The organism is Kitasatospora sp. NPDC001540 (assembly GCF_042894345.1).
Lineage (GTDB): Bacteria > Actinomycetota > Actinomycetes > Streptomycetales > Streptomycetaceae > Kitasatospora > Kitasatospora phosalacinea_C.
This window is the reverse complement of the sequence record NZ_JBIAVO010000025.1, coordinates 66485-92352: the sequence shown is the minus strand read 5'-3', so window position 1 is coordinate 92352 and position 25868 is coordinate 66485. Positions and strand designations below refer to the sequence as shown.

The 25868-nt window shown below is 74.3% G+C and carries 23 protein-coding genes; 9 read left to right on the top strand and 14 right to left on the bottom strand.

Going from position 1 to position 25868, the window contains the following annotated elements; all coding sequences use genetic code 11:
• Positions 1 to 30: 30 nt before the first annotated feature.
• Positions 31 to 1164 carry a low temperature requirement protein A gene (locus tag ACFY00_RS26340; RefSeq protein WP_388034025.1) on the bottom strand — a complete coding sequence of 378 codons (1134 nt, stop codon included), beginning with the start codon at positions 1162 to 1164 and terminating at the stop codon, positions 31 to 33.
• 292 nt (positions 1165 to 1456) lie between these two features.
• Here ACFY00_RS26340 and ACFY00_RS26335 point away from each other — a divergent pair, with 292 nt between their 5' ends.
• The 4 genes from ACFY00_RS26335 to ACFY00_RS26320 all read left to right on the top strand — a co-directional run bounded on the left by ACFY00_RS26335 (position 1457) and on the right by ACFY00_RS26320 (position 6305).
• Positions 1457 to 2020: a hypothetical protein gene (locus ACFY00_RS26335; protein WP_388034024.1), complete on the top strand. Its 564-nt coding sequence runs from the start codon at positions 1457 to 1459 to the stop codon at positions 2018 to 2020.
• Between the two features lie 41 nt (positions 2021 to 2061).
• Positions 2062 to 3681, top strand: a complete 1620-nt coding sequence (locus ACFY00_RS26330) for a WXG100 family type VII secretion target (RefSeq protein ID WP_388034023.1) — start codon at positions 2062 to 2064, stop codon at positions 3679 to 3681.
• Positions 3682 to 3788: 107 nt separating this feature from the next.
• On the top strand, positions 3789 to 5294 hold the full coding sequence (gene mycP / locus ACFY00_RS26325; RefSeq protein WP_388034022.1) for a type VII secretion-associated serine protease mycosin: 1506 nt from the start codon (positions 3789 to 3791) through the stop codon (positions 5292 to 5294).
• A 231-nt stretch (positions 5295 to 5525) separates the two neighbouring features.
• Positions 5526 to 6305 carry an HAD-IIA family hydrolase gene (locus tag ACFY00_RS26320; protein ID WP_388034021.1) on the top strand — a complete coding sequence of 260 codons (780 nt, stop codon included), beginning with the start codon at positions 5526 to 5528 and terminating at the stop codon, positions 6303 to 6305.
• A gap of 47 nt (positions 6306 to 6352) precedes the next feature.
• Here the strand turns inward: ACFY00_RS26320 and ACFY00_RS26315 are convergent, their stop codons facing one another.
• Positions 6353 to 7294, bottom strand: coding sequence for a LysR family transcriptional regulator (locus tag ACFY00_RS26315; RefSeq protein ID WP_388034020.1), 942 nt, complete (start codon positions 7292 to 7294; stop codon positions 6353 to 6355).
• Between the two features lie 123 nt (positions 7295 to 7417).
• Between ACFY00_RS26315 and ACFY00_RS26310 the strand changes: the two genes are divergently transcribed.
• From ACFY00_RS26310 to ACFY00_RS26295, 4 genes are all read left to right on the top strand, one after another.
• Entirely contained in the window at positions 7418 to 8326 is a 909-nt protein-coding gene (locus ACFY00_RS26310; protein WP_388034019.1) for a zinc-binding dehydrogenase, read from the top strand.
• A gap of 23 nt (positions 8327 to 8349) precedes the next feature.
• A complete protein-coding gene (locus ACFY00_RS26305; RefSeq protein WP_388034018.1) occupies positions 8350 to 8763 on the top strand; it encodes a nuclear transport factor 2 family protein in 414 nt (137 codons plus the stop codon).
• A gap of 150 nt (positions 8764 to 8913) precedes the next feature.
• The gene (locus tag ACFY00_RS26300; RefSeq protein WP_388034017.1) at positions 8914 to 9231 is read left to right on the top strand and encodes a hypothetical protein; all 318 of its coding nucleotides are present in this window, start codon (positions 8914 to 8916) and stop codon (positions 9229 to 9231) included.
• 39 nt (positions 9232 to 9270) lie between these two features.
• Positions 9271 to 10344, top strand: a complete 1074-nt coding sequence (locus ACFY00_RS26295) for a Gfo/Idh/MocA family oxidoreductase (RefSeq protein WP_388034016.1) — start codon at positions 9271 to 9273, stop codon at positions 10342 to 10344.
• A gap of 88 nt (positions 10345 to 10432) precedes the next feature.
• Here ACFY00_RS26295 and ACFY00_RS26290 read toward each other — a convergent pair whose 3' ends face one another.
• The 10 genes from ACFY00_RS26290 to ACFY00_RS26245 all read right to left on the bottom strand — a co-directional run bounded on the left by ACFY00_RS26290 (position 10433) and on the right by ACFY00_RS26245 (position 20134).
• Positions 10433 to 11473: an adenosine deaminase gene (locus tag ACFY00_RS26290; RefSeq protein WP_388034015.1), complete on the bottom strand. Its 1041-nt coding sequence runs from the start codon at positions 11471 to 11473 to the stop codon at positions 10433 to 10435.
• Positions 11474 to 11546: 73 nt separating this feature from the next.
• Positions 11547 to 12353, bottom strand: coding sequence for a hypothetical protein (locus tag ACFY00_RS26285; RefSeq protein WP_388034014.1), 807 nt, complete (start codon positions 12351 to 12353; stop codon positions 11547 to 11549).
• A 134-nt stretch (positions 12354 to 12487) separates the two neighbouring features.
• Positions 12488 to 13774, bottom strand: a complete 1287-nt coding sequence (locus ACFY00_RS26280) for a DUF445 domain-containing protein (protein WP_388034013.1) — start codon at positions 13772 to 13774, stop codon at positions 12488 to 12490.
• A gap of 91 nt (positions 13775 to 13865) precedes the next feature.
• Positions 13866 to 15155: a nucleotide sugar dehydrogenase gene (locus ACFY00_RS26275; protein WP_388034052.1), complete on the bottom strand. Its 1290-nt coding sequence runs from the start codon at positions 15153 to 15155 to the stop codon at positions 13866 to 13868.
• A gap of 23 nt (positions 15156 to 15178) precedes the next feature.
• Positions 15179 to 16399, bottom strand: coding sequence for a glycosyltransferase family 2 protein (locus tag ACFY00_RS26270; RefSeq protein ID WP_388034012.1), 1221 nt, complete (start codon positions 16397 to 16399; stop codon positions 15179 to 15181).
• Positions 16400 to 16484: 85 nt separating this feature from the next.
• Positions 16485 to 17459, bottom strand: coding sequence for an ATP-binding cassette domain-containing protein (locus ACFY00_RS26265; protein ID WP_388034011.1), 975 nt, complete (start codon positions 17457 to 17459; stop codon positions 16485 to 16487).
• Between the two features lie 13 nt (positions 17460 to 17472).
• Positions 17473 to 18318: an ABC transporter permease gene (locus ACFY00_RS26260; RefSeq protein WP_388034010.1), complete on the bottom strand. Its 846-nt coding sequence runs from the start codon at positions 18316 to 18318 to the stop codon at positions 17473 to 17475.
• On the bottom strand, positions 18311 to 19117 hold the full coding sequence (locus ACFY00_RS26255) for an ABC transporter permease (RefSeq protein WP_388034009.1): 807 nt from the start codon (positions 19115 to 19117) through the stop codon (positions 18311 to 18313). The genes ACFY00_RS26260 and ACFY00_RS26255 overlap by 8 nt, the downstream gene beginning before the upstream one ends.
• Positions 19118 to 19325: 208 nt before the next feature.
• Complete coding sequence (locus ACFY00_RS26250) at positions 19326 to 19628, bottom strand: co-chaperone GroES (RefSeq protein WP_051732111.1); 303 nt, start codon at positions 19626 to 19628, stop codon at positions 19326 to 19328.
• A 167-nt stretch (positions 19629 to 19795) separates the two neighbouring features.
• Entirely contained in the window at positions 19796 to 20134 is a 339-nt protein-coding gene (locus tag ACFY00_RS26245) for a DUF3618 domain-containing protein (protein ID WP_388034008.1), read from the bottom strand.
• A 150-nt stretch (positions 20135 to 20284) separates the two neighbouring features.
• Between ACFY00_RS26245 and bcp the strand changes: the two genes are divergently transcribed.
• The gene (gene bcp / locus ACFY00_RS26240) at positions 20285 to 20758 is read left to right on the top strand and encodes a thioredoxin-dependent thiol peroxidase (protein ID WP_388034007.1); all 474 of its coding nucleotides are present in this window, start codon (positions 20285 to 20287) and stop codon (positions 20756 to 20758) included.
• A gap of 83 nt (positions 20759 to 20841) precedes the next feature.
• On the opposite strand, the gene ACFY00_RS26235 is transcribed toward bcp, so the two are convergent.
• Both ACFY00_RS26235 and ACFY00_RS26230 read right to left on the bottom strand, forming a co-directional pair.
• Complete coding sequence (locus ACFY00_RS26235) at positions 20842 to 23268, bottom strand: chitinase C-terminal domain-containing protein (protein ID WP_388034051.1); 2427 nt, start codon at positions 23266 to 23268, stop codon at positions 20842 to 20844.
• Between the two features lie 245 nt (positions 23269 to 23513).
• Entirely contained in the window at positions 23514 to 25838 is a 2325-nt protein-coding gene (locus ACFY00_RS26230) for a glycosyl hydrolase family 18 protein (RefSeq protein ID WP_388034006.1), read from the bottom strand.
• Between the last annotated feature and the right edge of the window lie 30 nt (positions 25839 to 25868).

Below are 25868 nucleotides of genomic sequence, written 5' to 3'. Positions count from 1 at the left end.
GACCCGTCCCCGGGCCCGCTGCGGTGAACGCTACACAGTCGCGCCGACAGTCCGCTCGGCCCGTCGCGCCGCGCGCACCCGCAGGGCCTCCCAGCCGTTCAGGCCGACCAGGACGGCCGCCAGCAGGGCCAGCACCGCCAGCGCGGGCAGCCGGTGCAGCGGGGTCAGCAGCAGCAGGGCCAGCAGGACCAGGACGACGGCCGCGGCGGCCAGCCGGGTCGGCGAGAGCAGGCCGAACATCATCCGGCGGGTGTAGGCGAAGGTCACCAGGTACAGCGCGCTGCCGCCGTACAGCAGCCCGAGGGTGCCGCCGCCGAGCGACTGCCCGGGCCGGGCCACCGTCTCGGCGAAGCCCACCGCGACGGTGATCACCCCGGCGATCAGCGCCAGGTGCCCGTACGAGAAGACCTGCCGCATCAGGTCGCGGCGCGAGGCGGCGGTCTCCATCGCGTGCCGCATCGCGTCGGAGGCGTACCCGAAGTACTGCCACCACAGCGCGCAGGAGATCACGAACGCCGTTGCCACCGAGGCGAGTTGGCCCGGGTGCAGCGGCGCGGCCGCCACCGGGGCGCCGATCCCGACGATCGACTCGCCGAGCGCCACCAGCAGGAACAGGCCGAAGCGCTCGGGCAGGTGGCCCGGGTGGTACTCGACCTTGGCCAGGTGGCGCCGGAACACCAGCGGAGCCGCCAGGTCGGTGACCGCGGCGACGGCCCACAGCAGTTCGCGCCCCGGCCCGTCGAGCAGCCCGCCGACCAGCAGCAGCGGTCCGGAGACGAACGCGGCCACCCCGTACGGGCCGAACCAGATCCGCCGGATCCGTCCGGCCAGCAGGGCCACCAGCACCAGCCGGGCCGCCCAGTACGCGGCGCCGAACAGCACCCCGCGGGAGCCGTACGCGCCGGGCAGCGCCAGCGCGGTGAACAGGCCGCAGAGGCCGACCGCGAAGATGCCGATCCGGTCGCGCGGGTTGTCCACGTCCCGGATGTTGGCCTGCACGGTGGTGCCGACCCAGCACCAGTACACCGGAACGAACGCGACCAGGGCGCGCCCGCAGCCCGCCCAGTCGTGGTGGTGGTGCAGCAGCGCCGACACCTGCGTCACCGCGAACACGAACACCAGGTCGAAGTAGAGCTCGGCCCAGGTGACGCGCTTCTCCTCCATCGCCAACTCCCCCGAACGGCACGCCCCTTGACGCCCCGCCCGGGCCGCCCCGGCGCCACTGCGGCACCGGCCGGGCGCGCGACCGGCCCAGGCTACCGGCCCCGCCCGCCCCGCGCCGCCCGGACGTGCGCGCAGGGTCCCTGCCCGGCCGTCCCCCCGGACCGCTATCTTTGCCCTGGCGCTCCGTGCACCCACCGCGGGAACGGACCCGCCGGGCCCCTGGGGAGCGGGCGCCGACCGTGGAAGCAGGGAGGGGCGCGCAGTCCGCGCCCACGGGGGAAGGGGAACCACCATGCTCGAGGCATCCACCGACGGCGGTGGCGGCGGCACGACCGCCGCCGCCGGCATCGTGGGCACCGCCGTCGGCGCCGCCGTGTTCGCGGCCACCCAGGCGCTGGCCAGTCAGGTCGGCGCGGGCGCGGTCAAGGTCGAGATCGAGAGCCTGCAGACCTTCAAGTCCCGGGTGGACGGCATCCTCAGCACGCTCAACAGCTCGCCCGCCGCCCAGGGCACGATCTCCCAGCAGCAGTTGACGCCCGGCCAGCTCGGCCAGAACTTCGGCCAGGCCGGCGACCTGATGAGCGCCTACAGCACCGTGCACGCCAACCTGGAGCAGCTCTCCCGGACGCTGTCCCTCCAGATCGAGGCGATGAGCGCCAGCATCGACATGGCCGCCCGCGGCTACGACAACGCCGACGCCGAACAGCAGCAGCAGTTCCACTCGATCCTCAACCAGGCGGGCGCCCAGGCGAACCGCCCGCCGGCCGGCGGGTACGGGGCCTCCGGCGGGTACGGCGCCGGAGGCGCCCAGGCCCCGCAGGCCCCGCTCACCGGCACCCAGCAGGGCTCGTACTGACCGCTGGTCGGACCGTCCACACCTCAGGGGGAAGAAACGCGATGGAACTCGAAGAGAAGAGGCTGGTCCGCCTCCAGCCGGGCGAGATCGGCCACGCCAGCCACGAGGAACTGCTGGCCATGGTGCAGGACGCGAACCCGTTCGCGGTGTCCTCCGTCGGGCAGCAACTGTCCGACGCCGCCGCGCAGTTGGACCAGATCAGCGAGGAGCTGCACGCCCACATCAGCGGCCTCGACTGGGAGGGCACCGCGGCCGACAGCTTCAAGGCCTGGGGCGGCCAGGTCTCCCGCTCCACCATGGACCTGGCCTCGTACTCGCGCACCGCGGGCACCTACATGACCTCCGCGGCCGACACCCTCAGCACCGTCAAGTACGGCCTGCCGCCGGTCCCGCACGAGGACATCGAGACGGTGCGCCGCTACCGGGCCCAGGACAACACCGCCGCGACCGTCGGCGGCGCCGTGGTCGGCAGCGTCCTGATGCCGGGCGTCGGCACCGTCGTGGGCGGCTTCGTCGGCAGCAAGGTCGCCGGGATGTTCGACTCCGACTGGGTCAGCGAGGACCAGGCCCGCGCCGCGTCCGACCGCATCTTCGAGGCGCACCAGGAGGCCATCGCGCAGATGGAGCGCCTCAGCCAGTCGTACGAGCACGCCACCACGCAGCTCAACTCGGCTCAGGTGCCGGTGTTCCCGGCTCCGCCGGGAGGATGGCAGAGCGACGAACTGCAGGACGTGCCGATCGGCGGCGGTGGCGGCACCGGTGGCGGTGGCGGGTACACCGGCGGTGGTGGCGGTGGCGGGTACACCGGCGGGGGCGGCGGCACCGGCGGCGGAGGTGGTGGCGGCGGTTCGACGTACCGGCCGCCGTCCTGGTCGCCGCCGACCACCGGTCCGGTGCCGACCCCGACGCCGACCCCGGGTCCGCACCCGACCCCGCCCTGGACCTCGCCGCCGACCACCGGCCCGGTGCCCACGCCCCCGCCGCTGCAGATCGCCCACACCGACCCGCCGGTCGTCACCCCGCCCCTCGGCGGCGGTGGCGGTGGCGGCGGGTACACCGGTGGCGGTGGCGGCCTGGGCGGCTCGGGTGGCGGCGGCTACGGCGGTGGCGGCTACGTGGGCGGCGGCGGGATCCCCGGCGGCCTGGGCGGCGTCGGCGGGAGCACCCTCGGCGGCGGGGCCGGCGGCGGTGGCCGCACCGGCAGCGGCGGCTCGGCCGGCACCTCCGGAACGGGCGCCCGTCCCGGCGGCGGCACCTCCTCCGCCTCCGCGGGCGCTGCGGGCGCCGCGGGCCAGAGCGGCCGCGCGGGCGCGGGCGGCGCGGGCGGCGGCATGCACGGCGGCGGCGGCGGCGCGGGCGGTGCACGCGGCGGTGCGGGCGGCTCGCGCGGCAGCGGGATGGTCAGCCGCGCGGGCGGCACCGTCGGCGGCAGCCGCGGCGCGGGCGGGCGCGGCGAGTTCACCCCGGGCGGCACCGGTCTGCGCGGCCGGGCCGAGCGGGGCGCGGACGGCCGGGCCGGGGGCGCGTTCGGCGGCGGCCAGGGCGGCGGCAGCGCCAACCGCAAGGGCAAGGCCCAGGGCAACCGCCCGGACTACCTGACCGAGGACGAGAACACCTGGACGTCCGGGATGGGCCCGGTCAACCCGAACGTGATCGAGTAGCGACCGGTTTCGACGGCCCGGTCGCGGGGGCTGCGGCTCCCGCGACCGGGCCGAACCGTGCGGCGGGGCGCTCCCGGTGCACACGACGGAGCACGAGGGAGAGTGTGATGCGGCGAACGGACAGGGCAGGACGGGGGCGGCGGTTCGCCGCAGCGGCGGCGGTCGGCGCCGTCCTGTGGGGGTGGTCGGCCGGTCCCGCGTCGGCGGCGGACTCGATCCGCGCCCAGGAGTGGCACCTGGACGCCATGCACGCCGACGAGATGTGGCGGACCAGCACCGGCAAGGGCGTCGTCGTGGCCGTGATCGACACCGGCGTGCAGGGCGACGCCCCCGACCTGGCCGGCCAGCTCGTCCCGGGCACCGACCTCAGCGGCCTGTCCGGCGGGGTGCTCTCCGACCCGGTGGGTCACGGCACCCACATGGCCAGCGACATCGCCGGTACCGGGAAGGGCCTGAACGGCCAGGGCGCGTACGGTCTGGCCCCCGGCGCGAAGATCCTCCCCGTCAAGCTCAACGACACGGCCGGCGGCACCGTCCAGAACGACGACCGGTACGTGGACCAGCTGTCCCAGGGGATCGGCTACGCGGCCGACCACGGCGCCAAGGTCATCAACATCTCCGGCGGCATCGGCGGACTCAGCGCCGCCAACCGCAGCAAGCTCCAGGCCGCCGTCGACCACGCCAACTCCCGCGGCGCGCTCGTGGTCGCCGCCACCGGCAACGAGGGCGACGCCGGGAAGCCCGTCGACTATCCGGCCGCCCTGCCCGGCGTTGTCGGCGTGGCCGGCGCCGACCGCGACGGGAAGGCGTGGGCGAAGTCCCAGACCGGTCCGCAGGTGGCGCTGGCCGCCCCGGCCGTGGAGATCTACGGCGCGTGCACCGGCGCGTCCGGCTACTGCAAGGGTGACGGCACCTCCGACTCCGCCGCCTTCGTCTCCGCCTCCGCCGCGCTGATCTGGTCCGCGCACCCCGACTGGACCGCGAACCAGGTGCTGCGGGTGCTGATCAACACCGCGAGCGGCCAGGGCCAGCGCAGCGACTTCCTCGGCTACGGCGTCATCCGCCCCCGGATCGCCCTGACCACCCCCGGCGACCCGGGCCCGGCGGACGTCAGCCCGCTGCCCGCCGCGGCCGGCAGCGGCGGCGGGGCCGCCTCGCCCGCGCCGTCGAACGGTGCGGGGGCCCGGCCGAGCGGGGCCGCGAGCGGCGGCGCCGGGGCGCCCCCGGCGGCGTCCGCGGCGCCCTCTGCGGCGCCGGTGGCCGAGGGGAAGGGGTCGTCCGGGTCGGGCAAGCTCCCGCTGATCGTCGGCGGCGCCGTGGCGGGCGTCCTGGTGCTGGTGCTCGTGGTGGTGCTGGTCGTCCGGCGCAACCGCTCCGCGGGCTCCGGCCCCGGCCCGCTGCCGCCCGTCGCGCCCTACGGCGCCCCGCCGCAGCAGCCGTACGGCCAGCAGCCGCCCGCCGCACCGCCCGTCGCGCCCGGGTACGGCCAGCAGCCGCCCGCACCGCAGCCCTACGGCGCCCCGCCCGCGCCCCCGGCGTACGGGCAGCAGCAGCCCGCGCCGCCCGCCTACGGGCAGCAGCCGCCCTCGGGCGGGAACCCGTACGCGGGCTGACGGCGGGCCGGTGCGGACGGCGGGCGGCGCGGGGTGTCCCGGGCCGCCCGCCGTCGGCGTCCGCGGGACGTCGGCGGCTGTCCACGGGCGCGGACGCCCCTGTGGCCGACCGGCCCGGACGACTAGGCTGATCGGCGTTGGGGCAGCCTGTGGCGCCCGACCGGCCAGCGGTGTCCGGTCGGAGCGATCACGCAGATCGTTCGACCTGTGCAAGACCAAGGAGACACCCACGTGGCAGACCGCAAGCCCATCGAGACCTGGCTGACCGACATGGACGGAGTCCTCATCCACGAGGGCGTGCCGATCCCAGGGGCCGATGCCTTCATCAAGCGGCTGCGTGACTCCGGGAAGCCCTTCCTGGTGCTCACCAACAACTCGATCTACACCCAGCGCGACCTGCACGCCCGCCTCTCCCGGATGGGCCTGGACGTGCCCGCCGAGCACATCTGGACGTCCGCGCTGGCGACCGCGAAGTTCCTGGACGACCAGCGCCCGGGCGGCACCGCGTACGTGATCGGCGAGGCCGGTCTGACCACCGCGATGCACGACATCGGCTACGTGCTGACCGACTCCGCCCCGGACTTCGTCGTGCTGGGCGAGACCCGCACGTACTCCTTCGAGGCGATGACCAAGGCCGTCCGCCTGATCAACGACGGCGCCCGGTTCATCGCCACCAACCCGGACGAGACCGGCCCGTCCGCCGAGGGCGCGCTGCCCGCGACCGGTGCGGTGGCCGCGCTGATCACCAAGGCGACCGGCGTGGAGCCGTACTTCGTCGGCAAGCCGAACCCGCTGATGATGCGCGCGGGCCTGAACGCGATCGGCGCGCACTCGGAGAACAGCGCGATGATCGGCGACCGGATGGACACCGACATCGTCTCCGGCATGGAGGCGGGCATGTCGACCTTCCTGGTGCTGACCGGTCTGACCCAGGCGTCCGAGGTCGACCGCTTCCCGTACCGGCCGACCCAGGTGGTCAACTCGATCGCCGACCTGGTCGAACTGGTCTGACCCCGCTCCCCGCAGGCCCCCGGCGCGCACCGCGCCGGGGGCCTGCGTCATGCCAGGTCGCGGGCGTCCGTGCCGGGCAGCCAGTCGCGGTCGGGGCGGTACTCCAGCCAGCGGCGGTCGCGGCCGCGGTCGGCGAAGGCCCGCAGCAGGGCGGGGACAGCGGGGTGCGGGCGTTCGCGGTGCCAGACCAGCGACCAGGCGTACAGCGGGACGGGGTCGACGAGCGGGCGGACGGCCAGCCCGGGCGGGACGGCGAGCGGGAGTTCGGCGGGCAGCAGGGTGCAGCCGTCGGGGACGGCGCGGACCCGGTCGAGCAGGTGGGCCAGGCCGAGGTTGGCCTCGCCGGGCAGCAGCGGGACGCCGAAGCGCTCGCCGAACCGGGCCAGGTAGTCCAGCCGGGCGGGGTCGGCGGGCAGCACCAGCCGCAGCGCGGCCAGGTCGGCGGGGCGCAGCCGCTCGGCGCGGGCCAGCGGGTGGTCGGCGGGGAGCACCGCGTCGAGCGGCTCCAGTCGGACCAGGCGGTGCGTCAACTCCCGTTCGACGCCCGGCTGGTGGCGGCCGAAACCGGCGGCGCCCTCGCCCCGGGCGAGGGTGGCGGCGACGGCGGCGAAGTCCCGGGCCGGGCCGACCTCGACGCTCAGCCCGGGTGACGCGGCGAGCGCTTCGCGCACGGTGCGCAGCGGCTCGTACAGGTGGCCCCAGACGTCCAGCCGGGCGGGTGCGGCCTGCTGCCGGACGGCGGCGACGGCGGCCTGCCCGGCGGCCAGGGCGGCCCGCGCCGGGGCCAGCAACTGTCGTCCCGCTTCGGTCAGTTGCACGGATGCGGGGCCGCGTTCCAGCAGCCGGACGCCCAACTCCCGCTCCAGGGCGGCGATCCGCTTCGAGGCGGCCTGCTGGGTGATCGCCAACCGCTCGGCGGCGCGCCCGAAGTGGCGCTGCTCGGCCACGGTGACGAAGGCACGCAACTGCCGCAGGTCGGGGTCGTCCATCGGGCCATCATCGCCGACAACCGCCGGTTGTCGTGCGGCCGTTCCGGTTGTTGGACCCCCTCCCGGCCCGGGCCGTTGACTGGGTGCGTCACCGAACGACCGGTACGAGCAGAGGAGTCACCGATGAAGGCCCTGGTCCCGGCCCGCGGCACGGTCGAGTTCGCCGAGGTCCCGCAGCCCGAACCGCGCCCCGACGAGGCGCTGGTGAAGGTCGACGCGTTCTCGGTGAACCGCGGCGAGACCTTCCTGCTGGAGGATCCGCCACCCGGCTGGCGGCCCGGCAAGGACGTCGCCGGGCTGGTCGTGCAGGCCGCCGCGGACGGCACCGGTCCGGCGGTCGGGCAGCGGGTGGTGGCGCACCCGCCGGGCGCGGGCTGGGCCGAGTACGCGGCGGTGCGCACGGACGCGCTGGCGGTGCTGCCCGAGCGGCTGGACGCGCCCACCGCCGCCGCGCTGCCGCTGGCGGGCCTGACCGCGCTGCGGCTGCTGCGCCGGGCGGGCGCGGTGACCGGGCGGCGGCTGCTGCTGACCGGTGCCTCCGGCGGCGTCGGCCACTACCTGACCGAGCTGGCCGTCGCCGCCGGGGCACGGCTGACGGCCGTCACCGCGAACGCCGAACGCGGCGAGCGGCTGCGGGAGCTGGGCGCCGAGGTGGTGCACGCGGTGGCGGACGCGCCCGGCCCGTACGACCTGGTGCTGGAGTCCACCGGTGGCGCCGAACTCCCGCTGGCGCTGGGCCGGTTGGCGCCGCGCGGTCGGCTGATCTGGTTCGGCCAGGCCTCCCGCGAGCCGGTCCGGCTGGACTTCTTCGCCCTGCTGCACGGCCCGGTCTCGGCCACCGTCGAGCACTTCAGCTACGCGGACGTCGACCACCCGGACGGCCCGGACCTGCAGACCCTGGTCCGGCTGACCGCCGAGGGCCGGCTGCACCCCGAGCTCGGCCTGGTCGACGACTGGCGGCGCACCGCCGACGCGGTCGCCGCCCTGCGCGGTCGGCGCGTCCGCGGCAACACCGTCCTGACCCTCGACTGACCTTTCCCAGAAGGAGATCCGCCATGAGCACCGACCCCCGCACCGTCGTCGCCGACTACGTGGCCGCCGTGGCCCGCGGCGACGCGGACGCCATCCACCAGGCCTTCACCGAGGACGTCGTCTGGACCTACCCGGGCGACCTGCCGCTGAGCGGCGAGTGGCGCGGCCGGGAGGCCGTCGTCAAGGGCTTCCTCGGCTCGATCGGCGGCCTGGTCGCCCCGGGCACCGCCATCGAGGTCGCCCTGGTCGACGAGCCGGTCGTGCAGGGCGACCGGGTGGTCGCCGAGTGGACCTCGCGCTGCACCACCGTGCGCGGCGCGCTCTACGAGAACCGCAACCTGGGCGTCTTCACCGTCCGCGACGGCCGGATCGCCGCCGTCCGCGAGTACACCGACACCCACCGCGCGGCGACCGTCCTGTTCGCGAACGGCGAGTGACCGTCCGGCCCCGGGCCGTCGCCCGCGGTCCGGGGCGCCTCAACGCGGCCTTAAGCCGCCCGTAACTACCCTGACGTACCGTCAGATCGGCCCCTCGGGCTGGCTAGCGTCCCGGTCACACCCTCTCCGCACGACGCAAGGGAGCCCCCGATGGCCTCCGTCCGCCGCACCACCGCCGCCCGGTGGGCCGCCTGGGCCGCCGCCGCGCTGCTGGCCGCCGCCGCCCTGCTCGGCACCCCGGCCGCCCGGGCCGCCGACCCGGGCCCGGGTCCCGCTCCCGCCCTCTCCGCCTCCGTCTCCGCGTCGCCCTCGCTCTCGCCCAGCCCCTCCCCCACCCACCGGCAGCTCGCCCGGACCGGCGGCGACCGGACGGCCGACGGGGCCCTGCTGTCCCTGGGGTCGGTGCTGCTGCTGACCGGCGCGGCGTTCGCGGCGCTGTGTCGGCGCCGCCCCCGCAACGGCCGCTGATCCCACCGTCCGGGGGGCCGGGGTGGTTGAGTTGAGGGCATGAGCAGCACGCCCCCCGCCCCGTTCCGCGTCGGCCTGATCGGCTACGGCCTGGCAGGTTCCGCCTTCCACGCCCCGCTGATCGCCACCACTCCCGGCCTGCAGTTGGACGCGGTGGTCACCGCCAACCCCGACCGCCGCGCCCAGTTGCACCGCGACCACCCGGGCGTCCGCGCCCTCGACACCCCCGAGCAGCTGTTCGAGGACGCCGACCGGTTCGACCTGGTGGTGATCGCCTCCCCCAACCGCACCCACGTCCCGCTGGCCCGCACCGCCCTGCTGGCGGGCCTGGCCACCGTGGTCGACAAGCCGCTCGCCGCGACCAGCGCCGAGGCCCGCGACCTGTGCGAGTTCGCCGAGAAGTCGGGTCTGCTGCTGTCGGTGTTCCAGAACCGCCGCTGGGACGGCGACTTCCTGACCGCCCGCCGCCTGGTCGAGGAGGGCCGGCTCGGCCGGGTGCACCGCTTCGAGTCCCGGTTCGAGCGCTTCCGCCCCAAGCCCAAGCCGGGCTGGCGCGAGCTCGCCGACCCGGCCGAGGTCGGCGGCACCCTGTACGACCTGGGCAGCCACCTGGTCGACCAGGCGCTGACCCTGTTCGGCCCGGTCGAGACGGTGTACGCGGAGATCGACGTGCGCCGCGACGGCGCGGTGGTCGACGACGACGCCTTCCTCGCCCTCACCCACACCGGCGGCGTCCGCTCCCAGCTGTGGACCAGCGCCCTCGCCCCGCTCGCCGGGCCGCGCCTGCGGGTCCTCGGCGACAGCGCGGGCTACGTCAAGTTCGGCACGGACCCGCAGGAGGCCGCCCTCCGGGCCGGGCGCCGCCCCGGCGGGGCGGACGGCCGCTGGGGCGACGACGACCCCGCCGCGTACGGGCTGCTCGGCAGCGACGGCGACGCCGAGCCCGTCACCACCGACCCCGGCGACTACCCGGCCTACTACGCGGGCATCGCCGCCTCGCTCGCCGACCGCACCCCGCCCCCCGTCGACCCGCGCGACGCGGTCGCCACCCTCGCCGTCCTGGAGGCCGCCCGCGCCTCCGCGGCGACGGCCTCCGTGGTCCGCCTCCCCTGACCCGCCGCCGGGGCGGGCCACCGCCGTCCCGCCCCGGCGCCCGGACGGGAACTCCCCTCCCCTGCCCCGCCGTTGACGTGCCCGCCCCTCAGGCGGTGGGCCAGGCCGCCAGGTAGGCGTCGATCTCGCCGGTCAGCCGGCGCTTGCCCGCCGCGTCCAGGAAGGACGCCTCGACGGCGTTGCGGGCGAGCGCCGCGATCCCGGCCTCGTCCAGGCCGAGCAGCTTCGCGGCGACGGCGTACTCGGTGTTCAGGTCGGTGCCGAACATCGGCGGGTCGTCGCTGTTGACGGTGACGACCAGCCCGGCGTCGACCATCTGCCGGATCGGGTGGTCCTCGATCCGCTCGACCACCCGGGTCGCCAGGTTGGAGGTCGGGCAGACCTCCAACGGGATCCGGTGCTCGCCGAGGTGGTCGACCAGGGCCGGGTCCTTGACCGACTGGGTGCCGTGCCCGATCCGCTCCGCGCCCAGCACCCGGATCGCGTCCCACACCGTCTCGGGGCCGGTCGACTCGCCCGCGTGCGGCACGCTGTGCAGCCCGGCCGCCCGGGCCCGGTCGAAGTACGGCTTGAACTGCGGCCGCGGCACGCCGATCTCGGGGCCGCCGAGCCCGAAGGAGACCAGCCCGTCGGGCGCCAGGTCGAGGGCGAGCCGGGCGGTCTCCTCGGCGGAGGCGAGCCCGGCCTCGCCGGGGATGTCGAAGCACCAGCGCAGCACGATGCCGAGGTCCTTCTCGGCGGACAGCCGGGCGTCCTCGATCGCCTCCATGAAGGCGACGTCGGGGATGCCGCGGCTGACCGACGAGTACGGGGTGACGGTCAGCTCGGCGTAGCGGATGTTCTGCCGGGCCATGTCCTGCGCGACGCCGTACGTCAGCGCGCGGACGTCCTCGGCGTCCCGGATCAGGTCGACGACGCTCAGGTACACCTCGATGAAGTGCGCGAAGTCGGTGAAGGTGAAGTACTCGGCGAGCGCCTGCGGGTCCACCGGGACCTTGCTGCGCCCGGCGTGCCGCGCCGCCAGCTCGGCCACCACCCGCGGCGAGGCCGAACCCACGTGGTGCACGTGCAGTTCCGCCTTCGGCATTCCGGCGATGAACGCCTCGATCCCCTGGACACCCTCGGCCACGGCACGCTCCCGTCTACTCTCACCCGGACCCGGACAGACCTCGCATGCTAGCCTGCGGGCCGCCGCCGGGCCGTCACCACTTGGCGGCCAGCTTCGCCATCGCCGCGCGCGCGTCGTCCTTGCCGGAGGCGGCGTTGAAGTTCGGGTCGATGTCCATGTACACCTTCACCACGACGGTGCCCTTGCGCGCCATGAGGTAGATGAAGTCCCGCGGCTTGGTCCGGCCCTGATCGGTGGTGTAGACGGCCTTGCCCTCCTCGGCGTACACCTCGTCGGCCCCGGGCACCGCGGGCGCCGTGCCCGCGTGCACGCCGCTGTACTGGGTGCCGGGCCCGCCGCTCCCGTCGGTGTCCTGGTAGTTCGGGCAGCGCTTGTCGTTGTCCCGGATCTCCTGGATCTCCCGGTGCGCCTCGTCGGCGGCGGTGAACTGGTCGGCTTCCGTGTTCGCGTAGGTCGCGTCGCTCTCGTGGTCCTGCCGTACGGGGCGCGAGGTCGTGGCGAGCAGGCCCTTGACCTGGTTCCCGTCCGGCGCGAACACGCAGGACTGGCTCATCGCGTAGTTGTTCCGGCTGGTGTCGTCGTCGCCGTCGCTGACGCTGTAGTTGTCCCACTCGTCCACGGTCAGCGCCAGCTTGTCCGTCCTGGCCTGCGCCGCCTTGTCCCCGGCGGCCGGGGCGCTGCTCGGCTTGCCGCTGCTCGTCGGCCTGGCCTTGGCCTTGCCGGTCGCGCTCGCGCTCGCGCTCGGCGCGGCCGCCGCGGGCGACGAGGCGCCGGCGGCCGCCTGGTCGGAGGACCCGTCGTCGTTGCAGGCGGTCAGCACCAGCGCGGTGGCCGCCAGGGCCGCGACCCGCAGCCCGAGCTTTCGCGTACGCACCGTCATGTCCGTCAACTCCCCCATGCAGAACAGGCGCTCGACCCCCCTGGCCGCGCCGATCGGTCGCTCACCCTAGCCCACGGCACCGAGCGGTCGGACACGCACCGCCCGCCCGGGCGGCGGGCCGGGCCGGTGCGCCGTCAGCCGCCGAGGGCGGTGCTGACGGTGTGGATGAGCAGTCCGGCCAGGGCGCCGACCACGGTGCCGTTGATCCGGATGAACTGCAGGTCACGGCCCACGTTGGCCTCGATCTTGCGGGAGGCGTCGGCGGCGTCCCACCCGGCCACGGTCTCGGAGATCAGCGAGGTGATCTCCTCCCGGTAGGTGGAGACCACGTACTCGGCGGCGTCCAGCAGCCAGCCGTCAGTTTTTGCCTGAAGTTTGCCGTCGGTGGCGAGTCGGCGACCGAGCGTGCGCAGCGCCCCGGTGAGGCGGCGGCGTAGCTCGCTGTCCTCGTCCTCGGCGGCGTTCAGGACGAGGGTGCGGACGGCCGCCCAGGAGGAGGCGATCAGCTCCTGCACCTCGGGGCGGGCCAGCAGGTCGGCCTTGGCGCGTTCGACCCGGGCGATGGTCGCGGGGTCGTGCTGGAGCTCCTGGGCGAAGTCGGCGAGGAAGTTGTCGAGGGCGCCGCGGGCGGGGTGGACCGGGTCGTCGCGGACGTCGCCGACGAAGCGCAGCAGCTCCTTGTAGACGCGCTCGCCGACCTGCTGGTCGAGGAACTTGGGCGTCCAGCCGGGGGTCTTGGCGGTGACCCGGGCGACCACCTCGCCGTGGTGCTCGACCAGCCAGTCGTGGGCGCGCACCGCGACCAGGTCGACCAGGCCCTTGTGCCCGCCGTCGGCGACGACCTTGCCCAGCAGCCGTCCGGCGGGTTCGGCGACCGAGGTGGCGGCGGCCCGCCGGGTGACCGCCTCGGCCACCACGGCCTGCACGTCGTCGTCGCGGAGCACCGCGAGCAGTCCGCGCAGCGCGGCGGCGGCCTCCCGGGTGACGCGTTCGGCGCTGCCGGGCGCGGACAGCCACTCGCCGAGTCGCCGGGCCGCGCCGATCTTGCCGAGCCGGGCCCGGACGACCGGCGCGGAGAGGAAGTTGTCGCCGACAAAGTCGCCGAGCGAGCGGCCGAAGGCGTCCTTCTTGGTCGGGATGATCGCGGTGTGCGGGATCGGCAGCCCGAACGGGCGGCGGAACAGCGCGGTGACGGCGAACCAGTCGGCGAGCGCGCCGACCATGCCGGCCTCGGCGGCGGCCGCGACGTACCCGGCCCAGGCGCCCGCGCCGGACGCCTCGGCCCAGGTGGCGAGCGCGAACACCAGCGTGGCCAGGCCGAGCAGGCCGGTCGCGATGGTCTTCATCCGCCGTACGCCGCGCCGCTTCTCCTCGTCGGCAGCGGTGAACCTGACTCCGGGGGCCGTCTCGTCCGCGCTCACCCCGCCAGCCTGGCACACGGACCGCGCGAAACGGCCGCCACCCCGCGAAATCCGCGCCCCCCGTGCCTCGCCCCGCGACTGCCGCGACCCCTCAGCCGCCCCCGCCCAGCACGATCCGCCGCACGCCCGCCCAGCGGGCCGGGTCGGTGACCCGGCGGCCGTCGAGCAGCACCCGGACGCCGGGGAAGTCGACCGCGCCGAGGTCCCGGTACTCGGGGTGGTCGGCCTGGACGACCAGCGCGGCGGCGGGCTTGCCCTCGTCCGGCGGCAGGCCGAGCGCGGCCAGTTCCTCCGGCTCGTACAGCGGGTCGCTGACGCCGACCTCGGCCCCGGCCGCCCGCAGCGCCGCGACCAGCGGGAAGACGCCGGAGTACGCGCTCTCCTTGACCCCGCCCCGGTAGGACGCGCCGAGCACGGTCACGGCGACGCCCTCCAGCGGGCCGAGCGCGCCCTCCAGCAGGCCGACCGCGTACGCCGGGACCTGCTCGTTGGCCTCGCGGGCGGTGCGCACCACGGTGGCGCCGGGGTCGTTCCACAGGTACAGCCGGGGGTAGACCGGGATGCAGTGGCCGCCGACCGCGATGCCGGGGCGGTGCAGGTGGCTGTAGGGCTGCGAGTTGCAGGCGTCGATGACCTCGGCGAGGTCGACGCCGACCCGGTCCGCGTACCGGGCGAACTGGTTGACCAGCGCGATGTTGACGTCCCGGTAGGTGGTCTCGGCGAGCTTGGCGAACTCGGCGGCCTCGGCGCTGGACAGCGCCCAGACGCCGTTGCCGCGCGGCAGGTCGGGGCGCGGGTCGAAGTCGAGGACGGCCCGGTAGAAGTCGACGCCGCGCCGGGTGGAGTCCTCGTCGACGCCGCCGACCAGCTTGGGGTAGCGCCGCAGGTCGGCGAAGACCCGCCCGGTGCGGACGCGTTCGGGGCTGAACACCAGCGCGAAGTCCCGCCCGGCGGCCAGGCCGGAGCCCGCCTCCAGCCGCCGGGCGAAGCGGCCGCGGACGGTGCCGACCGGCAGGGTGGTCTCGTAGCTGACCAGGGTGCCGGGGCGCAGTCCGGCGGCGACGGCGTCGGTGGCGGCGTCCAGCAGCGCGAAGTCGGGGCTGCCGTCGGGGTCGGTGACGAGCGGGACGACGATCACCACGGCGTCGGCCCCGGCGGTCGCGGCGGTGGTGTCGGTGGTGGCGCGCAGCCGTCCGGCGGCGACGGCCCCGGCGAGGCGTTCGGCGAGGTGGGCCTCGCGCGGGAAGGGCGGCCGTCCGGCGGTGACGGCGGCGACCACGGCGGGGGCGACGTCGGCGCCGGTGACCCGGTGGCCCTTGGCGGCGTACTGGACGGCCAGCGGCAGGCCGATCTTGCCGAGGCCCACCACGCAGACGTCCAGGGCGTCCTGCTGTTCGAGGGTGCTCACCGGGCCGCCCCCCGCAGCGCCGCGGCCAGGCCGTCCCGCCGGGCCCGGCGCAGCGCGCGCTTGGCGGCCCACCGGGCGCGGCGCAGCGGGGCGGGGACGAGGCGACGCCAACCGTCCGGGCCGGGGGCCGGGCCGAGCTCGAACAGGGCGTCGGGCAGGCCGTGGCGCCGGTCGCGGAACATCGGGTAGTGGGCGTAGAGCTTGGAGCCGCGGCGGACGGGGGCGGCTTCGCCGTGGTCCCGCTCCCAGGCGATCAGGTCGCACAGGGCGTGCAGCTCGCCGCGCCGGGCGAGGGCCAGGCGCAGCCGGGCGGGGACGGGCAGGGTGCGGAACACGGCGGGCGAGCAGTGCCGTTCGGTGAACCGGCCGATCTCCTGGACGATCCGCCGCTGCATGGCGGGCGGCTCGTCCAGGAAGGGCGCCTGGAGCAGCTGCGGGACGTCCCAGCTGAAGTAGCGGGCGCGGACGGCGTCCCGGGCGGGGCCGGGCAGGGTGGACCGGTCGAGCACCTCGTGGGCGGCGGTGAAGCCGCGCAGCCGGTCCATCGGCCCGGCCCGGTGGGTGACGTTGGAGCGGTCCCGGCGCAGCACCAGGTGGTAGTAGTCGTAGTCGGCGAGGACGGAGACCTTGCGGGCGTGCAGCAGCGCGCCGAGGGTGAAGGGCTGGTCGGAGTGGATGACCAGGTCCTCGCGGCGGCGCAGCCCGTGCCGGACGACCAGGTCGCGGCGGAACAGCTTGGTGTCGCCGAGCGCCCAGGCGAGCGCGGAGTCGGTGAAGCCGACGCGTTCGGCGGTCCGGTCGAAGATGCCCTGCGGGACGATCCGGCCGTGCTCGCCGACCTGCTTGGGGATCAGCACGTCGGACTCCCAGCGGTCGGCGGCCTCGACCATCCGCTCCAGCGCCTCGGGGCCGAGCCAGTCGTCGGCCCCGAGGTACAGCAGGTAGCGGCCGCGGGCGAGTTCGGTGCCGCGGTTGGTGGGCCGGGCGGGGCCGCCGGACGCGGGCTGCCGCTCGGTGCAGAACAGGCCGGGGTGGGCGGCGGCGTAGCGGGCGAGCTCCTCGGTGCTGCCGTCGGTGGAGCCGTCGTCGACGGCGACGACCTCCATCCGCCGCGGTCCGATGCTCTGGCCCACCAGCGAGTCCAGGCAGGCGGTCAGGTAGGGCATGGTGTCGTGGACGGCGATCACCACGCTGACGTCCGGTCCTTGCTCGGTCACGAGGTGTCAACTCCCGTACCGGCCGTCTGGTCACCTCCGCCACTCGAACGAGTGAGGGCGGGCCGCCCGGGGCACGGGCGGCGGCTCAGGGCGCGGGCACGGCGGCGGCGGGGCCGCCCGCGTAGATCCGGGCGATCACGTCCTCGATGGCGGGCTCCCGCACCGACAGGTCGACCAGGGGGTAGCGCTCGGCGACGGCGGCGACGATCGGCGCGGCGCTCTGCCGGGCCGGGAAGGCCAGCCACTGGCGGGGGCCCTCGGTGCGGGCGACCCGGACGCCGGGCAGGTCGATCGGCGGGCGCGCCTCGGCGAGGTCGACGACCAGGGTGCGTTCGCTGCCGCCGATCTCGTGCAGCCGCTCCAGCGGGCCGTCCAGGACGAGGCGGCCGTGGTCGATCACCATGACCCGGCCGCACAGCTGCTCGATGTCGGTGAGGTCGTGGGTGGTGAGCAGCACGGTGGTGCGGCGCTCCCGGTTGGTCTCGCGGAGGAACGCGCGGACCTTGGCCTTGCTGACGGTGTCGAGCCCGATGGTGGGCTCGTCCAGGTACAGCACGCTGGGGTCGTGCAGCAGGGCGGCGGCCAGGTCGCCGCGCATCCGCTGGCCGAGCGAGAGCTGGCGCACGGGGGTGTCCAACAGCGCGGCCAGGTCGAGGAGTTCGACGCAGCGGTCGAGGTTGGCCCGGTACCTGGCGTCGGGGATCCGGTAGATCCGCCGGGCCAGTTCGTAGCTGTCGCGCAGCGGCAGGTCCCACCACAGGGTGGTGCGCTGGCCGAACACCACGCCGATCCGGCGGGCGAGTTCGGCCCGCCGGGCGGCCGGGTCGACCCCGGCCACCCGCAGCCGTCCGCCGCTGGGCACCAGGATGCCGGTGAGCATCTTGACGGTGGTGGACTTCCCGGCGCCGTTGGGCCCGATGTAGCCGACGCACTCGCCCTCCGCGACGGTGAAGCTCAGCCCGTCGACGGCCCGCACCTCGCGCTTCGCACGGCGCCAACGCCCTTCCCTGGTCCGGACGGTGAAGCTCCGCCGGACGTCCTCGACCTCGATCACGGCCATGGTTCCCCTTCCCTCAGCTTCCGGTGGAGCGGTAGGCGCGCAGCCCGGCCCGCCAGGCGAGTCCGGCGGCCAGCACGCACAGCGCGGCGGCCAGCGGCGAGGCGAACCGGAAGGCGGCGGGCAGCCCGAGCGGATCGGTGCGGCCCAGTACGTGCAGCGCGGGCAGCCAGTTGACGAACGCCAGCGGCACGCCGAAGACCGTCCCGGCGACGAGCTCCTTGGCGAACACGGTCGGCGGGTACTGCAGGACGGTCGCGCCGCCGTAGGTGACGGCGTTCTGCAGTTCGGCGGCCTCGCCCCACCAGAACTGCACGCAGGAGCAGCCGACGAACAGCGCGCAGAAGATGACGGTGCCGCACAGCAGCAGGGCGGGCACCATCAGCACCCGGTCCCAGGTCCAGTGCACGTCCAGGGCGGTGAGCGACCAGCCGAGCACCGCGAAGGCCTGGAGCAGCCGGCCGAGGCGGCGCAGCGAGAAGCGTTCGGCGGCGAGCTGGGCCAGGGCGGGGGCGGGCCGGATCAGCATGGTGTCCAGGCTGCCGGAGCGCACCCGCTCCCCCAGCCCGCCGACCGATCCGACCAGGACGTTGGCGGCGCCCAGCGCGATCGAGGAGGTGGCGTACAGGAAGCCGGTCTCGGCGAGCGTCCACCCGGCCAGCTGCCGGGTGTGGGCGAACATCAGCAGCAGCACCGCGAAGTCGAGGAAGGTGATGAGCGTGTTGGCGGCCAACGAGAGCGCGAACGAGGCCCGGTAGGCCATCGTGGAGCGGATCCACATCCCGGTGATCAGCCACCAGGAGCGCACCGCCCAGCCCGCGCGCGCCGCCGCTCCGCGGCCGGGTCCGGCCGGTTCAGCCACCCTGGATCACCACCCGGCGCACCGCGAGCGCCTGTCCGACCCGGCCGAGCGCCAGCAGGGCGGCGCCCCAGGCCAGTTGGAACCCGTACAGGCCGAGCAGGGCGGTGCCGGTGCGGCGCCGCAGCAGCACGTCGGTGGGCAGCTGCACCATCGCCGAGAAGGGCAGCGCCCGGGCCAGTTCGCCCAGCGCGCCGGGGAAGAGGGCCAGCGGGAGGAGCATTCCGGAGAAGAACATCGACACCACGGTCATCACGGCCCGCACCCCCTCGGACTCGTGCAGCCAGAAGCCGGTGAGCGTGGCCAGGAAGCGCAGCCCGAAGCTGACCAGCACCGCCAGCGCCACCGAGAGCAGGAACTCGGCCCACACCAGCGGGTCGTCCGGCAGCACCAGGTCGAACAGCGCCGCGCCCGCCAGCATCGGCAGCGCGCCCCTGGTCAGCAGCTGGTACCCGGCCCGGCCCAGGTCGGTGGCCAGCCACCAGCCCTGGAAGTCCACCGGCCGGTACAGGTCGACGGCGATGTCCCCGCTGCGGAAGCGCGCCTGCAGGTCGTCCTGGAAGCCGCCGCCCCACACCGCGACGGTCACCAGCAGCCCCTGGCTGATCCAGATGTACGTGACCGCCTGCGCGGCGTCGTAGCCGCCGAGGCCCGGTCTGGCCCGCCACAGGGCGAGCATGGTGGAGGCCAGGATCACCCCGAACACGGTGTTGGTGACCGACCCGGCCACCGTCGCGGCCCGGTAGGTCGAGTACCGCCGGAAGGCCCTGCGGGCGACCGATAAGTAGACCCCGTCGAACATACTTGTCCCCTTGTCGACAATCACCCGCACGCGGACGCGACCCACCAAGCTATGCCCGCCCCCCGGCCGCCCGCATCCGGTTTTCGACGACGCCCGCGGCACGGCGGAGAGCGCCCGCGGCACGACAGAGGGCGCCCGCGGCACGGCGGAGGGCGCCCGCGGCGTGAACCAGCCCCGCCGCGGGCGCCCTCCGCTCCTCCTCCGGGTGCTACAGGTACAGCCCCGTCGAGCCCTCCAGGTCGCCGAACCGGCCCGCCGCCACCGCGTGCAGGTCGCGTTCGCGCAGCAGCACGTAGGTGGCGCCGCGGACCTCGACCTCCAGCTTGTCCTCCGGGTCGTACAGCACCCGGTCGCCCGGCTCGACCGAGCGGACGCTCTGGCCGACGGCCACCGCCTCGGCCCACGCGCAGCGCCGCGACAGCTCGGCGGTGGCCGGGATCAGGATGCCGCCGGTGGAGCGCCGCTCGCCCTCGCCGGTCTCGGTCCGCACCAGCACCCGGTCGTGCAGCATCCGGATCGGCAGCTTCTCCCCGAGCCGGTCGTGCCGCCCGTGCGGGGCGTCCTCACCGGCTGCGGCCGTGTTCTGGGTGTCGTTCTCGCTCACGCCCCGACCGTACCGGACCGGCACGCGGCGGCGGGGCCCCGGGCAGGTGCCCGCGGCCCCGCCGCCGTGCGCCGTCAGCCCTTGCGCCGCCGCCGCGCCGAGGCGATCAGCAGCACCACGCCGACGCCGACCAGCGCGGCCGGCACGACCCGCTCGGTCCGCAGCCGGCCCTCCTCGTCCACGAACTTCGCCCTGACCTGCTCGACGGCCCCGCTCGCGGCGACGTACGCCTGCCCGGCCTTCTGCTCGACCGAGGCGCGGACCTTGGCCTTGGCCTGGGCGGCGACGGTGGCCGGGTGGACGCGCATGGCGAGCTCGTCGAGGGTCGCGGCGAGCCGGTCCCTGGTCCCGGCGATGTCCGCCTCGATCTGGGCCGTCGTGCGCGGTGCCGACGTGTCCTTGCTCGCTGCCACTGGGGCCACCCCATCTCTGTTACCGCTAGGTACTTCTTCTCCACCGACAGTCTGTCAGCTCACCGCCGCACGCGCGCAGCGCCACCCACCAACGGGGGTAGGTTGGCCCGCAGCACGACCACCCGTCCCCTCCCGAGGAGAGCCCCGATCGTGAGCGAGCGCCTGCAGCCCGGCGACACCGCCCCCGCCTTCACCCTGTCCGACGCCGACGGCCGGCAGGTGTCGCTGGCCGACCACCTCGGCCGCAAGGTGATCGTCTACTTCTACCCGGCGGCGCTGACCCCCGGCTGCACCAAGCAGGCGTGCGACTTCACCGACAACCTGGAGGTGTTCGCGGGCGCGGGCTACGACGTGATCGGCATCTCGCCGGACAAGCCGGAGAAGCTCGGGAAGTTCCGCGAGACCGAGAACCTGAGGGTGACCCTGCTGTCCGACCCGGAGCACCGGGTGCTGGAGGCGTACGGCGCGTACGGCGAGAAGGTGAACTACGGCCGCACCTACCAGGGCGTGATCCGCTCGACGGTCGTGGTGGACGAGCGGGGCACGGTGGAGCGGGCGCTCTACAACGTCCGGGCCACCGGTCACGTCGCCAAGCTGCTGAAGGACCTGAAGGTCGGCCAGTAGGCGCCGGGAGCGCGAAGGAGCGGTGGCGGCCGACCCCCCGACCGGGTCGACCGCCACCGCCGTTCATGGGCCCGGGACCGGCCTCAGCAGGCCCCGAGGTCCGTCCAGACGCCCCAGGCGCCGCTCAGCGAGGGGTCCTCGCCCGCGGTCCACCACTTGTTCTGGTAGTAGTGGCCCTTCCAGGACACCTTGGTGGTGGTGGCGTACGTGGTGCTCGCGCTCCAGCTCGGGGCGCCCGTGCAGGCACCGGCGGTGACCGACGCGGACGGCGAGGCCGACTGCGAGGCGGAGGCCGAGGCCGACGGGGACGCCGACCGGGAGGGGGAGGCCGAGACGCTGGCCGAGGCCGACGGCGACGCGGACTGCGAGGCCGAGGCGGAGGCGGAGGCCGACGCGGACGGCGAGGCGGTGCCCGCGGTGGTGCCGCGGGTGTAGTCGCCGGTGATGCCGTACAGCGTGCCGCCGACGTTCACCGTCCAGTTGGCGGGGGTGGAGACCGGCAGGTAGTAGACGAAGGCGACGTCCACCGAGGCACCGGGCGCCAGCGTCTGCCAGGTCGGCAGCTTCAGCGAGACCCGGTTGTAGGTGCCCTTCAGACCTCCGACGTTGCTGCCGGTGTGGTCGGCCCGGATCACCTTGGAGCCGAAGCCGGACTGGTCGGCGGCGTTGGCGGGCGCGGAGACCGAGTAGTCGAACTGGAACTCGGTGCCGCCCGGCAGGGTGACCGTCGAGTTGTTGACGATGTGGATCTTCGGGTTGATCGGGTAGTTGTTGTCGCCCAGCGCGAAGTCGGTGAAGGAGACGTCGATCGGCAGGGTCTGCTGCGGCAGCGCGATGGTGGAGCGGGTCGCGCCGTACGCCGGGGCCGACTTGAACTTGTCGTACAGCAGCGAGGTCAGGGTGCTGCCCTGGACGTACTCGCCCTTGCCGCCGTTGGCGGTGGCGTCCCACTTGTAGTCGCCGGCCAGCTCCCAGATCATCGCGCCGCCGACGCCCTGGTTGACCACGTAGTCGGCCTTGGCGCCGATCGACTGGTCGTCCTCGGTCGACAGGAAGACCTTCTTGTCCGCGTTCCACAGCCACGGCGCGACCAGCGCCGAGCTGTAGTTGCGGGCGTAGCTGCCCTTGAGCGCGGTGTCGCTGACGCCGTACTTGGACAGGTAGTCCGGCAGGACGCCCGCTTCCAGGTTCTTGGCGTGCCACATCGGGTTGGAGCCGGCGGGCGACTCCTTGCCGTTGTCGTCCAGGTCGTGCCAGATGTTGTCGATGCCGACGGCGCCGTCACCACAGGTGGTCAGGCCGGAGCCGGCCGGACAGGTGGTGGTGGAGGAGGTGCCCCACAGGCCGTTGGTGCCGCCCTGGACGTTCTGGAAGCCGCGGGTGTAGTACGGCACGCCGAGGTTGATCCGGCCGGCCGGCATCGCGCCGCGGAAGTAGTGCACGGCCCAGTCGGTGTTCAGGTAGCCGATGCCGCCGTACTGCGAGGTGCCGTACACGTTGGCGGCCGCCAGCTCGGCGTCCTTGCCGTCGTCGTACAGCGCGGCGTTCGGGCCGACGTACTTGTTCCAGGCGCCGTGCAGGTCGTACGACATGATGTTGACGTAGTCCAGGTACTGGGTGACCTGGAAGGTCTCCATGCCGCGCAGCAGGTAGCCCGAGGAGGGGGCGGCGACCGACAGCAGGTAGTACTTGCCGTCGGCGGCGGAGGCCCGGTCGAGCTTCTCGCGCACGGTCTTCAGCAGCGCGGCGTAACCCTTCATCAGGGAGGCGCGCTTGGCGTTGGAGAGGGAGTAGTCGAGCGGGTTGCCCGCGTCCTTCATCGAGGTCGGGTACTCGTAGTCGAGGTCGACGCCGTTGAAGCCGTACTTCTTGATGAAGGCGACGGCCGAGTCCGCGAAGGTGTTGATGCCGGCCTGGTTGACCGACCCGTCCGCGTTGACGGTCATCGAGTAGAAGCCGCCGGAGTTGACCCGCTTGCCCGAGTCGTCGAAGTAGCCGCCGGTCTCGGCCCAACCGCCCACCGAGACCATGGTCTTGACGTTCGGGTACTGCTTCTTGAACTTGCTGAGCAGGTTGAAGTGGCCCTTGTACGAGTACGCCGGGTCCATCTCCGCGCCCGCCACGCCGGGGAAGGTCATCCCGGTGGAGGCGTTGTTCGGGCCGTCCGTGCCGACCGACAGCGTGTTGTCGGACGCCACGTGCGCGAACGCGTAGTTGAGGTGGGTGACCTTGTCCCAGGGGATGTTGTTCACCAGGTAGGCGGGCGTGCCGTCCTTGCCGGTGCGCCAGCTGGTGAAGTAGCCGATGACGCGCCGCTGGTGGTCGGCGCCCATCTGCTCGCGGCCGCTGGTGTCGTAGACGTTGCAGTACGGGACGTCGACGCCGGGCGTGGTGTACATGCCGTCGGGGCGGCACGCCTGGTTGTCGACGGCGGCGGCGGACGGGGCCACGCCGAGCGTGCTCATCAGCAGGCCCGCCAGCCCCGCGGCCGCGGCGGCGCCGAACGCCACCTTGCGGCCCTTGAGGTGGCGGCCCGCAGCGGTGGGACGCTGCTCCGCCTTGTTTCGGATCAACACTCGGTCCTCCTGGAGAGAGTGTCGGGCGCCCGGCCGTGGGAAGCCGCGCGCCTGTGGGGGAAGTTCCGCCGAACCTAAAAGGTCTGGACCACCCGCGTCAACAGGTCTGTACCAACTTGATATGAAGGGCCGAACCGTCCGCACCCGGACGATCCGGCCCTCCCTAGGGCGAGTTGACGCTACTTCATGCTTCCGGTCATCGCGTTGACGAGGGTTCCGGACGGGTCGTCGGCCTCCAGCGAGTAGGCGAAGATCCCGCCGAGGCCCTTGGCGGTGGCGTACGAGCCGCGCGCCGCGATCGCCTGCGGGGTGTCACCGGTCCACAGGTTGGTGCCGTCGTAGATCCACGAGCTCTGCGTGGTCGGGTCCCAGTGCACCGGGGAACCGGTGCTCTTGCCCGCCGCCACCAGCTCCTTCCAGAACGCCACGCCCGCGGTCTGGCTGGTGCCCTGCGCCGCCGCCGGGCCGGTCGCGCTCTGGTACAGGCCGTAGTTCGACCCGGCCGGCACGCCGGTCCACCCGCGGAAGTAGAACGGCACGCCCAGCACCAGCTTCTTCGCCGGGAAGCCGCCCTTGATCCCGTACGCCGGGGCGCCGTTCAGGTAGGCGTTGACCGCGTTGTCCACGGTGTACTTCTGGGTGCCCGGGGCGACCGGGTTGCTCGGGTCGTTCGGGCTGTCGTACAGCGGGTCCTGCAGGTTGGTCGGGCCGGTCGCGTCCCAGGCGCCGTGCATGTCGTAGGACATCACGTTGCCGTAGTCCAGGTACTTGCCGATCTGGTCGGTCTGCAGCAGCGCGATCTTGTCCTGGCCGGACGGCAGCGCCGCGGTCAGCAGGTACTTCTTGCCGACGGTCTGCCCGTACGCGTCCAGCTGGTTGCGGAACTCGGCCAGCAGCGCGGTGAAGTTGGCGGTGTCGGCGGCCGAGTAGTGGTTGCCGGTGTGGCCGCCCGCGGAGGCCGGGTACTCCCAGTCGATGTCGATGCCGTCGAAGATGCCCATCGCCGCGGCGGTGCCGCCGGTGGCGTCGCCCTGGATCGAGGGCAGGTTGCCCTTGATGAACATGTCGATGCAGGAGGAGACCAGCTTCTTGCGCGAGGCGTCGGTGGCCGCCGCGTCGGAGAAGTACTTGGAGTACGTCCAGCCGCCCAGCGACATGGTGATCTTCATGTTCGGGTACTTCGCCTTGAGCTCGCGCAGCTGGTTGAAGTTGCCCTTCAGCGGCTGGGTCCAGGCGTCGGTGGTACCGTCCACCGCGATGTCCGCGGTGTAGCCCTTCTGGTAGTCCGCGAACGCGTCGCCCGCGCCGTCACCGGCGCTCGGGTTGTTGTCGTTGGTGTCCGCGGCCTTGATGGTCTCGAAGCAGCTCAGCGTGGACGGGTTGATGTTGGCGAACGCGTAGGTCATCGTGTTCAGCCCGCCCGCCGCGCCGGTGGCGGCCATCGTCGACGGGTAGTACTTGTTCCCGTAGATGCCCCACTGCGCGAAGTACGCCGACTTCAGCGCCCCGCCCGGGGCCGCCCCGGTGGTCACGGTCACCGGCGCGGTGAACCCGCTGCTGTGGCCGTCCTTGTCGTAGCCCTGCACGGTGAAGCTGTACGAGGTGTTCGGCAGCAGCGAGGAGACGGTCACCGTGGTGCCCATCGAGGTCGCGGTCTGGTTCGTGGTGCCGCCGGTGAAGATCCGGTAGACCGCGCTGTTGCCGTTCTGCGCGTTGTCGGTCGAGGCGTTCCACTTCAGCGTCACCGAGGTGCCCGACACGCTCGCGGTCAGCCCGGTCGGCGTGGTCACCACCCCGTCCCCGCCCGGCGTCCCGCTCTGCGAGGCGCTCGCCGAGGGCGAGGTGGACGAGGACGGACTGGCCGACGCGCTCGCCGAGGCACTCGCACTGGCGCTCGCGCTCCCGCTCGGGCTCGAACTCCCGCTCGCCGAGGGGCTGCTGGAGCCCGACCCGCCCGGGCCGGTCAGGACCAGGTCGTCCGCGTAGTAGGTGCCCTGGCCGTACCAGCCGTGGGTGTAGACCGTCACCGAGGTGGTCGAGGCGCCGGTGGTGAAGGTGGTGCTGCGGCTGGCCCAGTCGGCGCTGGAGCCCCAGGCGCTGGTGTCGGTGGTGCCCGTCCCGGTGACGCCCAGGTAGGCGTAGTTGCCCTTCAGCCAGCCGCTCAGGCTGTACGTGGTGTTCGGGCTGACCGCGACGGTCTGCGAGCACTGGGCGGTGTCCGAGGCGGAGGCCGCCGCCTGCAGCGCCCTGGTGCCGCCGTGCGGGGCGGTGGAGGTGATCGAGCCGAGCCCGGCCGAGCAGTTCCAGCCGCTCAGCGTGCCGCTCTCGAAGTCGCCGTTGGCGAGCAGGTTGACGGTGGCGGCCGAGGAGGCGCCGCCGATCGCGGTGACCAGTCCGGCGGCACCGGCCACCAGAGCGGTCGCGGTCGCCAGCGCGGTGCCGGCCTTCAGCGGACGCCGCCCGGTGCGGGCGGCGGAGCGCGCGGCTGTGGCGCGTTCGGGCATGGGTCGCTCCAATGCTCGCGCCCGGGGTGG